14 protein-coding genes are annotated in these 13,412 nt (G+C 62.6%); 10 read left to right on the top strand and 4 right to left on the bottom strand.

Going from position 1 to position 13,412, the window contains the following annotated elements:
• The first annotated feature begins 9 nt into the window (after positions 1-9).
• The gene (locus DNK49_RS01135) at positions 10-1,908 is read left to right on the top strand and encodes a sensor domain-containing diguanylate cyclase (protein ID WP_110522478.1); all 1,899 of its coding nucleotides are present in this window, start codon (positions 10-12) and stop codon (positions 1,906-1,908) included.
• 44 nt (positions 1,909-1,952) lie between these two features.
• On the opposite strand, the gene DNK49_RS01140 is transcribed toward DNK49_RS01135, so the two are convergent.
• A complete protein-coding gene (locus DNK49_RS01140) occupies positions 1,953-2,189 on the bottom strand; it encodes a hypothetical protein (protein WP_110522479.1) in 237 nt (78 codons plus the stop codon).
• 160 nt (positions 2,190-2,349) lie between these two features.
• A complete protein-coding gene (locus DNK49_RS01145) occupies positions 2,350-2,958 on the bottom strand; it encodes a 5-formyltetrahydrofolate cyclo-ligase (protein ID WP_110522480.1) in 609 nt (202 codons plus the stop codon).
• Between the two features lie 39 nt (positions 2,959-2,997).
• Between DNK49_RS01145 and DNK49_RS01150 the strand changes: the two genes are divergently transcribed.
• The 3 genes from DNK49_RS01150 (at position 2,998) to DNK49_RS01160 (ending at position 7,188) form a co-directional block, all read left to right on the top strand.
• The gene (locus tag DNK49_RS01150; RefSeq protein ID WP_110522481.1) at positions 2,998-4,917 is read left to right on the top strand and encodes a lytic transglycosylase domain-containing protein; all 1,920 of its coding nucleotides are present in this window, start codon (positions 2,998-3,000) and stop codon (positions 4,915-4,917) included.
• A 61-nt stretch (positions 4,918-4,978) separates the two neighbouring features.
• A complete protein-coding gene (locus tag DNK49_RS01155) occupies positions 4,979-5,935 on the top strand; it encodes a complex I NDUFA9 subunit family protein (protein WP_110522482.1) in 957 nt (318 codons plus the stop codon).
• 8 nt (positions 5,936-5,943) lie between these two features.
• A complete protein-coding gene (locus tag DNK49_RS01160) occupies positions 5,944-7,188 on the top strand; it encodes a multifunctional CCA addition/repair protein (protein ID WP_110522483.1) in 1,245 nt (414 codons plus the stop codon).
• Between the two features lie 8 nt (positions 7,189-7,196).
• On the opposite strand, the gene DNK49_RS01165 is transcribed toward DNK49_RS01160, so the two are convergent.
• Entirely contained in the window at positions 7,197-7,394 is a 198-nt protein-coding gene (locus DNK49_RS01165) for a DUF2905 family protein (protein WP_110522484.1), read from the bottom strand.
• 75 nt (positions 7,395-7,469) lie between these two features.
• Here DNK49_RS01165 and DNK49_RS01170 point away from each other — a divergent pair, with 75 nt between their 5' ends.
• The 3 genes from DNK49_RS01170 to DNK49_RS01180 all read left to right on the top strand — a co-directional run bounded on the left by DNK49_RS01170 (position 7,470) and on the right by DNK49_RS01180 (position 9,311).
• Entirely contained in the window at positions 7,470-8,090 is a 621-nt protein-coding gene (locus tag DNK49_RS01170) for a glutathione S-transferase family protein (RefSeq protein WP_110522485.1), read from the top strand.
• A complete protein-coding gene (locus DNK49_RS01175) occupies positions 8,087-8,890 on the top strand; it encodes an alpha/beta hydrolase (RefSeq protein ID WP_110522486.1) in 804 nt (267 codons plus the stop codon). Before DNK49_RS01170 ends, DNK49_RS01175 begins: the two co-directional genes overlap by 4 nt.
• A 214-nt stretch (positions 8,891-9,104) precedes the next feature.
• The gene (locus tag DNK49_RS01180; protein WP_110522487.1) at positions 9,105-9,311 is read left to right on the top strand and encodes a hypothetical protein; all 207 of its coding nucleotides are present in this window, start codon (positions 9,105-9,107) and stop codon (positions 9,309-9,311) included.
• Between the two features lie 38 nt (positions 9,312-9,349).
• Here the strand turns inward: DNK49_RS01180 and DNK49_RS01185 are convergent, their stop codons facing one another.
• Positions 9,350-10,513, bottom strand: coding sequence for a class I SAM-dependent methyltransferase (locus DNK49_RS01185; RefSeq protein WP_110522947.1), 1,164 nt, complete (start codon positions 10,511-10,513; stop codon positions 9,350-9,352).
• Between the two features lie 120 nt (positions 10,514-10,633).
• Here DNK49_RS01185 and DNK49_RS01190 point away from each other — a divergent pair, with 120 nt between their 5' ends.
• The 3 genes from DNK49_RS01190 to DNK49_RS01200 all read left to right on the top strand — a co-directional run bounded on the left by DNK49_RS01190 (position 10,634) and on the right by DNK49_RS01200 (position 13,412).
• Entirely contained in the window at positions 10,634-11,410 is a 777-nt protein-coding gene (locus DNK49_RS01190) for a pteridine reductase (RefSeq protein ID WP_243632196.1), read from the top strand.
• Between the two features lie 110 nt (positions 11,411-11,520).
• Positions 11,521-12,432 (top strand): tRNA 2-thiocytidine(32) synthetase TtcA, encoded by a 912-nt coding sequence (gene ttcA / locus DNK49_RS01195; RefSeq protein ID WP_207806855.1) that lies wholly within the window; start codon positions 11,521-11,523, stop codon positions 12,430-12,432.
• A gap of 116 nt (positions 12,433-12,548) precedes the next feature.
• Positions 12,549-13,412: an FHA domain-containing protein gene (locus DNK49_RS01200; RefSeq protein WP_110522489.1), complete on the top strand. Its 864-nt coding sequence runs from the start codon at positions 12,549-12,551 to the stop codon at positions 13,410-13,412.

Below are 13,412 nucleotides of genomic sequence, written 5' to 3' on the forward strand. Positions count from 1 at the left end.
CTCCCTGGCATGTCCGAACACCGTCGTCTCCGCTTTGCCGATCTGGGTTTCGCCATGCTGCTCGGGGTCGGCCTGCTGATTGTTTTCGGCGCGCTCGACTTCTATGGCAAGCAACTGCAGCGTCAAGCACTGCAGACCGAGGAACACCTGACCTCACGCGATTTGCGCCATGCAGACGAACAACTGGGACACCTGTTCCGCCACGTAGATCTGCAACTGCGGACCCTGCTCGAAGGTGGCCACGCCTATTTCTCTCCGGATGACTGGTCCCGGCAGCTGGACTATGCGCTGCTCAATGCCCCTCACCTACGCTCGCTGTCGGTGCTCAACGACAACGGTGAGATCATTGCCAGTACCTCATCCGGCAACATCGGCCTTCGCCCGGCTTTCGCACACTACCTGCCACAACCCTCAACGATCAGTGAAGTCCTGCGCATCGGCCCTCCCCACGCGGGCCGGGATCTGGCGGATTCGGTCGCAATCACCGACAACCGGCAACCGACGCCTGCCGTTGGTTTCGTTCCGGTTGTGCGCGGTTTGTCAATCGGTGAGGCGGGGCAAGTCAGCCTGCTCGCCACGTTGAATCTCGACTACCTTCAACGCCTGCTCGATGACCTGCGTCGTCGTCCCACCGACCGTATTGCCCTGTTCCGGCAGGATGGAGTCAGACTGCTCGACACCGATCCACCGACCGAGCACCAGCGCATGATCGAGCGCACCTTGATCAACCACTGGCAGACAGGACAGTCCGTACATTTATCCATCGCTGACGCCTACGACGACCAGGGCGAATTGACAGCCTACCGGATGCATTCGCGCCTTCCGCTGGTCATTACGATGCAAATGGACCGTACCCAAGCCCTGGTCGAAGCGCATCGGGAAGGCAGGGAACGTACCGCAGTCGTTGCCCCACTGGCACTGCTCGGCATGGCCGCCGCCTTGGTGGGCTACCTGCTGTTTCGCTTTGCCGGAAACCGTGAACGCAAATTGCGCAAACAGGAGGAAAAGCGTCGCAAACTCCTCGAAAGCGCGCTCAATGCCAGCGCCATTCCGGCTGTGATCACCAATCGGGAAGCGACCATCGAGTGGGTCAACCCAGCCTTCGCCAGCCTGACCGGCTTTGATGCGGCGGAGGCGATCGGTCGCAAGCCCAAGGACCTGGTCAAATCAGGCATGCAGCCCCCTTCGTACTACGAAGACATGTGGAAGACGATACTTGCAGGTGCAGTGTGGCGGGGCGAAGTCATCAACCGGCGCAAAGACGGCAGTTTCTATGACGAGGCCTTGACCATCACGCCAGTCGCCGACGACAACGGCACCATCACGCACTTCGTCGCCATCAAGGAAGACATCACGCTGGAAAAGGCCGCTGCCCGCGAACTGGAACGCCTGGCGACCACCGACCCGCTGACCGGAAGCCACAACCGGCGGGCTTTCATGGAAGCCGTGCAGCACGAACTCGACCGGGTCAGACGCTATGAGACCCCAGCCTCAATCCTGATGCTCGATCTGGATCATTTCAAACGGGTCAATGACGAGTTCGGTCATGCCGCTGGCGATACCGTGCTGAAGCACTTCGTCACTCAGCTTGGCACCTCGCTCCGCAGCGCCGACACCTTGGGCAGGATCGGCGGGGAGGAATTCGCCGTTTTGCTGCCGGAAACCGACCTCGCCGGCGCCCGTGACATCGCCAACCGGATCAGGACTGAAATCGCTGCGCGCCCTGCGATTACCGATGAGGCCCGGATTCCGATCACCGTCAGTATCGGCGTCACCATCATCCACCCGTCGGATATCAGCCCGGATCATATCCTCGCCCGCGCTGACGACGGCCTTTACCTGGCCAAGCGCAACGGGCGTAATCGTGTAGAAACGGTCAGCAGAGAGGCGCCCCCTACCGGCGAATGACGCGTTGAAAAGGGACGCACTGCCCGGATGATCGCCAACCCGACTCAGCCATCGATGGTCCGGTCCATATCCCAACGCCGCATGTGTCCGTCAAAGGCCTTGCGCCGAGCCTGCACCCCAAGGTTCATGACCCGACGCTCCTGCCGGACCGGAAGCCGCGGCAGATCACCAAGACGGTGCCCGGTCAAAAGGTTATGTTGGTGACGCAGCACGGCAATGATCATCGAGAGTCCAAGGTTCATCGCTGCGAACATCGCCAGCGGCAAGATCAAGGGTGGCATATCGACTCTCCAGTATCGACCCCGAGGGTGTGATGCATCGAACGCGACAACGTGACAAATCAATTTACGCACGTTGAATCAGACAGCACTCCGGTTGAATAAGTTCGGCCGCACCGCTGCAAAATCAACTTTTGTTTCAAAGCACTGCAGCATCCATCGCTCAAGCTCGAAAACCGTCTGAGCAAGACCAAAGCCCTGCCTCGGTCACCAACCAGTCCATGGGTCGGTCGTGTGACTGCGGCATCACGCTGTCGACACGCCCCGCCTCGAACCCCACGCCGACGGAAATTGTCTGCAGCACTGCCAGGGTCCGATCGAAATACCCGCCGCCATAACCCAGCCGAAAACCGGCACCATCGAAAGCATTGAGTGGTATCAGTACAACATCCGGCAAAATCGCATCGCCTTGTGCCGGATGAGGGATACCGTGGCGATCCAGGGCCATTTCGGCGTCAGCGGACCAGGCCCGGAAGATCAGTGGCTGATCACGCGCAGTCACAACCGGCAAGGCAAGGCATCGACCCGGCACCGAAGCTTGCCAACGCACAGCCCACGCTCTCAGGTCCGGTTCGCTGCGATACGGCCAGCAAAGCGCCAGCACCTTGGGACAAAGCTCCGCCATCAAGGCAGTCAGATGCGCTTCCATCGCGCGGGTCCGCTCAGCGCGAACCGTATCCGGCAGCGCTTCACGCGCAGCCAAGGCCGCCGCACGCAACTTACTGCGCGCAGCGTGCTCTGAGGACGATAAGGCCTGAGAGGGTTCGGTCACGGTAGTATGCGGGTTCTGTCTGAATGGGAATGGTAAGGGATGTACACGGTCTTTAGGGTCATGCTGCTGATGCTGTGCATCGCATCGTCAAACAGCAGTCTCGCGCAGTCGGGAGACGCAAGGATACTCGCTGCCCGCGACGCATTGCGCAGCGGAGACAGGGTCACCCTCGAGCGCCTGGCCAGCCAGTCCGACCCCCACCCGCTCGACCCCTATGTCCGTTACTGGCTGTTGTTCAACAAGCTGGCCCGCCCCGACCCCGCCCCCGCGGAAGCCTTGACGGACTTCATGGTGCAGGAGGCCGGCTCCGCGCTGGCCGAGCGCCTGCGTGCCGACTGGCTGCGCCGCCTGGCCAAGGACGGCGACTGGAACACCTTTCTCGCCCTTCACGCCGACCTGCAAAGCCCGGACGCAGAATTGCGCTGTCAGGCGCTCAATGCGCGCCTGATGACTGGCGACCCCAGCCTTGCTGCAGATATCAGACAACGCTGGGACGAACTGATCGATGCGCCGGCGGCCTGCGACACAACGCTGTCTGGCATGGTGGCACGCGGACAAGTCGATGAGGAAGCGGTCTGGTGGCGCTTTCGCCAACAGGTCGGTGGCCGCAACCCGGAGCGGGCCCAGACCACACTAAGCTGGCTCGATGCAGCCGCAGCCTCCCAGCTAGATCAAGCCTTGCGCAGCCCCGCACAATACCTGGATCGCCTGCCGGCAAACTTTGCGATCACTCGCGGTGGCCGCGAGCTCGCAATCGCCGCATTGGTCAGGCTGGCACGTGATGACCGACCCGGCGCGCTCGCCCGCCTGACCCGGCTTCAGGACCGGCTCGACGGCCCTGGTCGAGGTCATGTATTCGCGGCACTCGCCCATCGGGCGGCACTCGCGCTGGAGCCTGAGGCGGCCGCCTGGTTCCGGGCCGCCGGCGATGTCCCGATGAACACCGACCAACGGGCCTGGCGCATCCGCACCGCGCTGCGTAGTGGCAACTGGAGCGCCGTGCTGGCATATACCTCGCAGCTCCCCGCGGCAGAAGCCGAACAACCCGATTGGGTCTATTGGCGCGCCCGGGCGCTGAACACCCAAGGTCGCGCCGACGAAGCTGCCTCGCTGTTCCAGCGCATCGCGGGCGAGCCCCACTTCTACGGCATTCTGGCTGCGGAAGAGCTTGGGCAGACCTTTGCGCCGCCCCCTCATGCGCCAACCCTGACCCCTGCACAATTGCGCCAAGCCGAGACGGACCCGGGACTGAGGCGGGCACTGACACTGTTCCGGCTCGACATGCGAACCGAGGGCGTACGCGAATGGAACTGGTCTCTGCGTGGCCAGGACGAGCTCTTCCGGCTTGCGGCCGCGCGCCTTGCCCTGAAGCATGATATCTACGACCGCGCCATCAACACGGCCGAACTTGCAGCGCCCAGGGGGGCATTCGACCTGCGCTTCCTGACACCCTATCGCGAACTGATCGAACCTCATGTCCACAGCCAGGGACTGGATCTGAGCTGGGTCTATGGCCTGATGCGCCAGGAGAGCCGCTTCGTGATCCCGGCCCGCTCCAGCGCTGGCGCCCAGGGCCTGATGCAGGTCATGCCCGCCACCGGCAAGTGGGTGGCCGGCAAGATCGGCATGCGCGACTATCAGCCAGGCCGCCTGTCGGAACCCACCACCAATGTCCGCCTCGGCACCAGCTACATGCGGCTGATTCTGGAGGATCTCGACAACCACCCGGTACTGGCGAGCGCCGGCTATAACGCTGGCCCGGGGCGCGCCAAGCGCTGGCGCGACAGCCAGCCCCTGGAGGGCGCGATCTATGCCGAGACCATCCCCTTCGACGAGACCCGCGACTATGTCAAGAAGGTCATGGTCAACACCGTCGTTTATGCGGCCATGCTCGACGGCAAGCCGCAATCGCTGAAGTCCCGCCTCGGCACCATCGCCGCACGCCCTGAAGCGCGCTAAGCTCTCCGCCCAGGCCCGAATCACCACCAAGCAACTCAACTGGATGGAGCACACCTCTGTGATGAATCCGCAACGTGTCGTCCTGATCGGTGGAACCGGCTTTGTCGGACGCGCCATTGCCAACCGCCTTGCCAAGGCTGGCATTCATGCGCGTATCCCCACCCGACGCCGCAGCCGTGCCAGTGATCTGCTGCTGTTACCCAATGTCGACGTGATCGAGGCTGACTGCCACGACCCTGCAACCCTCGCCCGCCTGCTGCAAGGTGCGGACGCCGTCATCAACCTGGTTGGTGTGCTGCATTCGCGCAGCGGCACCCCCTACGGCCCTGACTTTGCCCGCGCGCATGTCGAATTGCCCTCACGCATCGTCGCTGCCTGTCAGCTGACTGGCGTGAACCGGTTGATCCATATCAGTGCGCTGGGCGCGGATGCCAATGGCCCCTCCGAGTATCAGCGCTCGAAGGCGGCCGGCGAAGCAGCCATTCGCAACAATGCCGGCACCCTCGCCTGGACCCTATTGCGCCCGTCGGTGATCTTTGGGCGCGAGGACCGCTTCCTGAACCTGTTCGCCGAACTCGCCCAGTTGTTTCCGATCTTGCCGCTGGGCGGCGCCAACGCACGCTTCCAACCCGTGTATGTGGAAGATGTGGCCGAAGTCGCCGTGCGCAGCCTGCTCGAGCCCTGCGCCATTGGCCAGACCTGGGAGCTGGCCGGCCCCAGCGTCTATACGCTACGACAACTCGTCACGTATGTTGCAGGACTGGTCGGCAAGCATCCCTTGGTGATTGCACTGCCGGAGGGGCTTGCCTTGCTCCAGGCTGGGCTGATGAACCTCGCCCCTCAACCGCTGATGAGTCCCGACAATGTCCGCTCGATGCGGGTGGACAACGTCGCCACTGGCGCCCCGCTTCCGCTCGGTCTCACCCCCACTGCACTCGAGGCCGTGGTGCCGCGCTGGCTGGGCGAGACCATGCCGCGCGGTCGGTATAACCCACTGCGCCGTTCCGCGCGACGCTGATTATCGTCATGAACGTCTACGTGGTTGGCGGCGCCGTCCGCGATGCCCTGCTAGGCCGTCCGGTTTCCGATCGTGATTGGGTGGTGGTGGGTGAAACCCCTGCAAGCATGCTCGCCCAGGGATTTCTTCAGGTCGGAAAGGATTTCCCGGTCTTCCTGCACCCGCAGACCCGTGAGGAATATGCCCTCGCCCGCACCGAGCGCAAGTCCGGACACGGCTACACCGGCTTCACCTGCCACGCCTCGCCGGAGGTCACGCTGGAAGAGGATCTGCTGCGACGGGACCTCACCATCAACGCCATTGCCCGCGCGACAGATGGCACGCTGATTGACCCCTACGGCGGGCAGGCCGATATCGCTGCACGCATTTTTCGCCACGTCAGCCCGGCATTCGCCGAGGACCCGGTGCGCATTCTCCGGATCGCGCGCTTTGCCGCGCGCTTTCCCGACTTTGCCGTGGCCCCGGAAACGCTGGCCTTGATGCAACAGATGGTGGCCGCGGGCGAAATCGATCACCTCGTACCCGAACGCGTCTGGCAGGAACTCTCGCGCGGCCTGATGGAGTCGTCCCCCTCGCGGATGATTCGTGTGCTACGCGACTGTAACGCCCTGCCGCGGATCCTGCCCGAAGTCGACCGGCTGTTCGGCATACCACAGCCCAAGCAACACCACCCCGAGATCGATACCGGCGAGCACGTGCTGATGGTGATCGACGCTGCCGCCGCCAGCGCTCAGCCGCTCGCGGTACGCTGGGCCTGCCTGCTGCATGACCTTGGCAAGGGCTGTACACCTGAGGACATCCTCCCTCACCACTATGGGCATGAAGCACGCAGCGAGCGCCTTGCACGCGAGGTATCGGCACGACTCAAGGCCCCGTCGGACTGCCGGGATCTGGCCGAAATGGTCGCGCGCGAGCACGGCACCCTGGGGCAGTTCGTCATACTGCGCCCGGAAACCATCGTCAAGATTCTCGAGCGCTGCGATGCCCAGCGGCGTCCGGAGCGGTTCGTGCTGATGCTCCAGGCTGCCGCCTGCGACTACCTTGGGCGTGGCGGGAACCGGCCGCCACAATGGCCGCCTGCCGACGGTTGGCGGCTGGCACTGAACGCATTCCGCCAGATCGACGCCGGCGCGATCGCCCGCGCCTGCAATGACAAATCCCGCATTCCGGAACGCATCCATGCCGAAAGGGTCGCCGCCGTCCGCCGCCTGCGCGAACCGGCGCATACGCCCGAACGTGACGCGCAGCCTTGACCCGACAATCAGATCGAGCGCAGGATCAGCCAGGCGAGCAGGGACAGCAGTACCGTGGTCGTAAACGGGAAGTGATAAGCTCTGCCGCGAAAACGGAACCACAGGTCACCGGGCAAATGTCCCAGACGCAAGGGGTTGCTGCCCTTGGCCTGCATCAGACCGGACACCACCACGATCAACAGGATCACGACGACCCACTTGAACATCAGCCACTCCCGGCACGCAATGGCGGATTAGACCCTTACAAGGGCAGGCGCCGCAACCCACAGAGTGAACACGACATGATCACGCTTTACACTTGGGGCACACCGAACGGTCGCAAGATCTCGATTGCCCTCGAAGAACTTGGCCTCGACTACGACGTCCGCCCCATCGACATCACCCGCGACGCCCAGTTTGCCCCCGAATTCCTCGCGCTGAACCCCAATCACAAGATTCCCGTGATCACCGATGACCAGGGGCCGGACGGCAAGCCGGTCACGCTCGCCGAGTCGGGCGCCATCCTGATCTATCTTGCGGAGAAGACCAGCCAGTTGCTACCGCAAGATGCGCGCGAACGCTACGAAGCACTGCAATGGTTGATGTTCCAGATGGGCGGCGTCGGCCCCATGCTGGGGCAGGCGCATCATTTCCTGCGCTTTGCGCCAGACGTGATTCCCTACGCGATCGACCGCTATTCGAAGGAGGCGCAGCGCATTTACGGGGTACTTGACACCCGTCTGCGCGGACGCGACTGGCTCGCCGGATCCGCCTACTCCATTGCCGACATTGCAAGCTACCCCTGGATTGCCCGCCACGAGTGGCAAGGCGTGGACCTGGCCCGCTTCCCCAACGTTGCCCGTTGGTTCAATGCGATTTCCGACCGACCCGCAGTGCAACGCGGCATGGAGATTCCGCGATGAACGCCCCGGGTTTCGATAGCCTGGAGCTGCTCAGCCGCAAGCCTGATCAAGCGCACCATGCTCGTCCCTTGCTGTTCGTGCACGGCGCCTACGCCGGCGCGTGGTGCTGGGACGAACACTTCCTGCAATGGTTCGCCGATCGCGGCTGGCACGCCTACGCGCTGTCTTTGTCAGGGCACGGCGCCAGCCGCGGGCACACGCATCTCGACTCGCTGTCGATCGACGACTATGTGGCTGACGTCGCCGAAGCGGTCGGATACCTGCCTGAGCCCCCCATCCTGATCGGGCATTCGATGGGTGGCATGGTGGTACAAAAATACCTCGAGCGTGCCTCGGCACCTGCAACGGTGCTGATGGCCTCGGTTCCCCCTCAGGGCTTGATGAGCGCGGCCTTCGGACTGATGTTCAAGAAGCCCCACCTGCTTGCCGACCTGAACAGGATCATGGGGGGTGGCGAAGCGCAGCTCGAGAGCCTGCGCGACGCCTTGTTCCATCAGCCACTGGATGAGCGCATGCTGGAGCGCTATTACCGCCTGAGCCAGCCAGAATCCCACCGCGCGATCTGGGACATGACCCTGTTCAACCTGCCGCGTACAGACAAGATGCACAAGGCCCCAATGCTTGTTCTCGGTGCCGAATACGACATGCTGATCCCACCGGACCAGGTTCACTCGACCGCACAGACCTATGGCTTGAAAGCCGAGATCTTTGCGAACATGGGACACGGCATGATGCTGGAGCGGGGGTGGGATCAGGTTGCAGCACGCATCGACCAATGGCTGACCGAGCAGGGTTTCTGAGCACACGTTTCCTGCATTGCAGCAAAAATACGACATGGCGTGCAATTTTCACTCGCGCACACTGTGTAGATTTGCCATGATGAACCCGGGTTTTTTGGTCAAACCTAGTTGAACGCAGCACAGTCGGCCCAATCTTCTTATTCAAGTCCGCAGTCACGCGGCCGTTAATGAACCTGGAAGGCCGGAGTTTCCGGCACCTGTTGTGGAGGCCATCATGATGATCGTCATGGACATGCAAAGCGGTCGAGAAATCCGGGAGCCCCAGGCTTACGACGAGGAAGTCCTCAACGCGAGCTGGCTGCCCCACCCCGAGGTCGCGCTGCAACTGCAGGAAGTTACGCAGCGCCCCCGTACTATCAACATGCCTCCGCCCGAGGACATCGACGCCTTTCTGCAAGCGGTTTATCGCTACCAGGAATAGCGCACGCCTCGTACCCGCACGCGGGGCTGGCGCCACCCTTACAGGGTATGCAGCCGGTCGCCGCGGGCAAACCCCTGCAGCGTGATGTCCACACCCCGCCCCAACGCGAGCACCTTGAACAGCTCGCCCATTTCCTGCGGCGTTGTCAGGCGCTGCACAGCACGTGCAGCACGTACATAATCGGCAGAGCCTTCTGGCCCACGTCTGGCCAGGCAATCGAGTACACCGCAATTGAACAGGAACTGCGCCTGGCTGGTGTAACCCAGCACATCCAGGCCCGCCTCGTGCGCGGCTTCGGCCACTGCAGTGAAGTCGACGAACTCGGTGATGTCATTCAGACCCGGCCACAGAAAGGGGTCGGCGTGGGCGTGATGGCGGTAGTAGCACATCAGGGTTCCGCTCGAACGTGACGGCAGATAGTACTCGGCCTGCGGATAGCCATAATCGATCAGCAGCATCGCCCCCTTCTGCAGACGATCCGCCCACGACGCGACCCAGGCCTGACCGGCAAGATTGACCTCGGTCACGTACTCCCCGGTCTGTGGCACAGGTAGCGTGAGCTGCTCGGCAGCTGTGCGCACTGCACCTGCGGCAGGCACATCAGCCCAGCACAGCCGCCCGTCTTCGCCCAGCGCCACACCACGCTCGAACAAGCCGTGCTGGCGCACCACAACCAGGTGCACCGGCATCACGTCCAGCACCTCATTCGCAATCACAGCGCCGGAGCAGGCATCCGGCAGCGTATCCAGCCAATGCACCCGCCCTGCCAGCTGCGGCACACGGCCGGAGAGTGTGTCGAACTGGCGCTCACGCAATTCAGCCGACAGCTCCAGAATGCCGTATTGCTCCGGCAACGCATCCCGGTGTGCAAGTTCGAGCAACAGATCGGCCGCCAGCAGCCCGGTCCCCGCCCCTACCTCAATCACTTGCATCGCGCTCGCCCGCATGATCTGCTCAACCTGGGACGCAAGGGCCTGACCGAACAGCGGCGTCAGCTCCGGCGCGGTAATGAAATCCCCACCAGGACCGAACTTTCTCGCGCCGCCGCTGTAATACCCCAGGCCTGGCGCATAGAGCGCAAGCTCCATGTAGCGCGAAAACGGAATCCAGCCACCGGAGGCTGCGATTTCGGAGTGCAGCAGACCGAGCAGGCGCTCGCTTTGCGCCAGTGCATCGGCAGACGGCGGGGGGAGTCGTGACATGAGCGCGAGAGGGATGGGCGTGATCGAAACCGCGGCATTGTAGCCGATAGACAAGACGCCTCCCTGACACCTGCCGTACCACGCCCGAACGCCACGCTCCCACAGGCTGGATTTAACCCTATGCTGTCAGCGACAATGAACGCCACCATGACCCAGCAGACACCTCAACCCGTCATCCTCGTCACCGGTGCTGCCCGCCGCGTGGGGGCCTCCATCGCCCGGACACTGCATGCCGCCGGAGGGCGGTTGTGCCTGCACTACAGAAACAGTGCCGACGACGCACGGTCGTTGGCCGCTGAACTGAACGCCCTGCGCGACGATTCGGCCTGCCTGATTGGCGGAGACCTTGGCGAAGACGGCGTTCCTGAGAGGGTGGCGTCCGCGGCACTCACGCAGTGGGGGCGCATCGACGGACTGGTCAACAACGCATCAAGTTTCTTTCCGACACCGGTCGGCTCGATCGATCGTCTTGCCTGGGCCGATCTGATGGGTTCCAACCTCAAGGGACCGCTATTCCTGACCCAGGCACTGGCCCCCGCCCTGCGGGAGAGTCGCGGGTGCGTCATCAATATCGTTGATATCCACGCCGAACGCCCCTTGCGCCATTACCCGCTCTACTGTGCGGCCAAGGCCGGCCTCGCTGGACTGACACGTGCATTGGCGCTGGAACTGGCACCGCACGTCCGCGTCAATGGTGTCTCCCCCGGCCCGATCGAATGGCCCGAGGACGGGCAGTTTCCCGCCGAGGAGCGAGAGCAGATCATCCGGCACACCTTGCTGCAACGCGAGGGCAGCCCGGATGACATCGCCCGCACGGTACGCTTCCTGATGCTCGACGCACCCTACATCACCGGCCAGATTCTGGCAGTTGACGGCGGTCGCAGCGCCCACCTTTAGCTCGCGCGACGGCAAACCATCCTGAGGGTGCGGCCAGACGCCGATCCACCAACCCCGGCCAGATAGTCGCAAGTGTATAATCCGGCTCGTTTTTTCACCTGAGCCCCATCGTGACTACCGTATCCGCCACCCATGCGGCTGACAGCGCCGAGCATCGCCATTCCAACACCTTCCTGCGTCTCAAGAAAAAACTAGAACGCAACGTCGGTGAAGCGATCGGTGACTACAACATGATCGGTGACGGCGACACGGTGATGGTCTGCATTTCCGGCGGCAAGGACTCCTATACCCTGTTGTCCTGCCTGCTCGCGCTACGCGAACGGGCACCGGTCGATTTCCGCATCGTCGCAATGAACCTGGATCAAAAACAACCGGGGTTTCCTGACGACGTACTGCCGGCGTACTTCGAGTCCATCGGCGTTGAATATCGAATCGTCGCCGAGGACACCTATTCGATCGTCAAGGACAAGATCCCCGAAGGCAAGACGACGTGCTCGCTGTGTTCCCGCCTGCGCCGTGGCATCATCTACCGCACCGCCCGCGAAATTGGCGCAACCCGGATTGCACTTGGCCATCACCGCGACGACATGCTTGAAACCCTGTTCCTCAACATGTTCTTTGGTGGCAAGATCAAGGCCATGCCACCAAAACTGGTCAGCGACGACGGCCAACACGTGGTCATCCGGCCTCTCGCCTACTGCACGGAGGCGGATATCACCCGCTTTGCACGTACGATGGCCTTCCCCATCATCCCATGCAACCTGTGCGGCTCTCAGGAGAACGCCCAGCGCAAGCAGATCAAGGCCATGCTGCAGTCGTGGGCGCGAGAATTTCCCGGTCGTATCGAGTCGCTGGCCACCGCCTTGCAAAATGTCGTCCCATCACATCTCGCCGATCGAAAGCTGTTTGACTTCGTCAATGTAGACCAGAGCACGAAACTAGACGAAGGTGATATTGCATTCGACCGAGAGTCGCTTCCAGCCGTACCCAAGCAGATTTTCCCTTTATTCCCTGATGCATAGGCATGCCGAAGCATGCCGGGAGGGCGGGCTTGCATCTTCGGTGATATTTGATCATCATTGCGCATCGCACTGTTCCACCCAAACAAGCACTCTTCACTTCTACCCATTCTGCTGCCATGTCCGATCGTCGAAACCTCTGTGTGCTGGTAGCCGAAGTCGTCGGCTGGGAGCGTTTGGTCGATCGCCTGGGATCCACGGAGTCCTCTCACGCCCTTGAGCGTTGCCTGAACCGGATCGACCGCAGCATCGAAGCCAACGGCGGCAACGACATCGGTCGCACCATTGACAGAGTCGTCGTCAGCTTCGAGCGGTGCGACTCCGGTGTGATCGCCGCCTGCGAGATGCTCGAGCGCGTGCTGAGCCTGCCGCCGGTCAGTGGCACCCAGCTCAAGGTCCGTATTGGCTTGCACTACGGCCTCGTCGATGAAAATGGTGACGGCGATGGCGTGGCCGACGCGATCAGGCTGGCACGTGCAAGCCGTCCCGGGCAGGCGCTCGCCAGCAACACCGCAGTCATGCTGCTGACCCCGTCTGCGCGTCATTTTGCCGGTGCAGAAGCCTTTCCCCAAACAGAGGACTCGCAACTCGAATGGCCCGTCTTCGCCATCGGCAATCGCGTGGGACAAGTCACTTCGCTCCCCCCAAACGCCCGAATTTCGCAAAGGCTGCGGCTGCGGCACCAGCAGGACATCATGTTCGTCGAAGAGCAGCGTCCCATCGTGCTGATCGGGCGAGAGCTCGGTAATGACGTTGTCATCATCGACCCGCGAGCATCGCGTCAACACGCGCGTATCGAGCGCCGCCGCGAGGGCTTCGTGCTCATCGACCAAAGCACCAACGGTTGCTACCTGTCACTGAACGGCGATGACGAGCGCTGCATCAAGACGTCCGAAACCCCCCTGAGTGGCTCGGGCCGTATTGGCTGCGGGTTCTCATCCAAGGAAATCGAGCGCGACCTGATCTTTTTTGACGTCGTCTGA

Origin of the sequence: Parazoarcus communis SWub3 = DSM 12120 (assembly GCF_003226565.1) — a bacterium.
Classification (GTDB): Bacteria; Pseudomonadota; Gammaproteobacteria; order Burkholderiales; family Rhodocyclaceae; genus Parazoarcus; species Parazoarcus communis.